Source organism: Halalkalibacter flavus (assembly GCF_036663575.1).
Classification (GTDB): Bacteria; Bacillota; Bacilli; order Bacillales; family Bacillaceae_D; genus Halalkalibacter; species Halalkalibacter flavus.
In genome coordinates, this window is the sequence record NZ_JAWRVK010000271.1 from 1 (window position 1) to 264 (window position 264).

A 264-nucleotide genomic window follows, 5' to 3' on the forward strand; every position below is an offset into this window, starting at 1 on the left:
CTCGACCCAGAATCTGGTGTTCCAGAAGTATCAGGATCCGGAGCACCAAGCCCAGATGCTGGCCCAGCTGCAGGCGTTTGCCAAGTGCGACACCACGGAAGGCTGGTATGAGAGGCACCAGCGGCTCCCAACTGCCATCTCCATGTTCGAGACAGCAGCCGTTCGGGAGTTCCAGAACGGCTACGAATCAGATGACATTGATGGTCTGATGCGGAAGTATGCCCGCGTTCTTGCGACCCTCAACGGTGGGCACGCCGCAATCGA

At 58.7% G+C, this 264-nt stretch carries 1 protein-coding gene; it reads left to right on the forward strand.

The genetic code is table 11. The features are described 5' to 3' along the window. Positions 1 to 264 (forward strand): hypothetical protein (locus SAY88_RS25170; protein WP_332635164.1); only part of this gene is annotated, 264 nt, incomplete at both ends.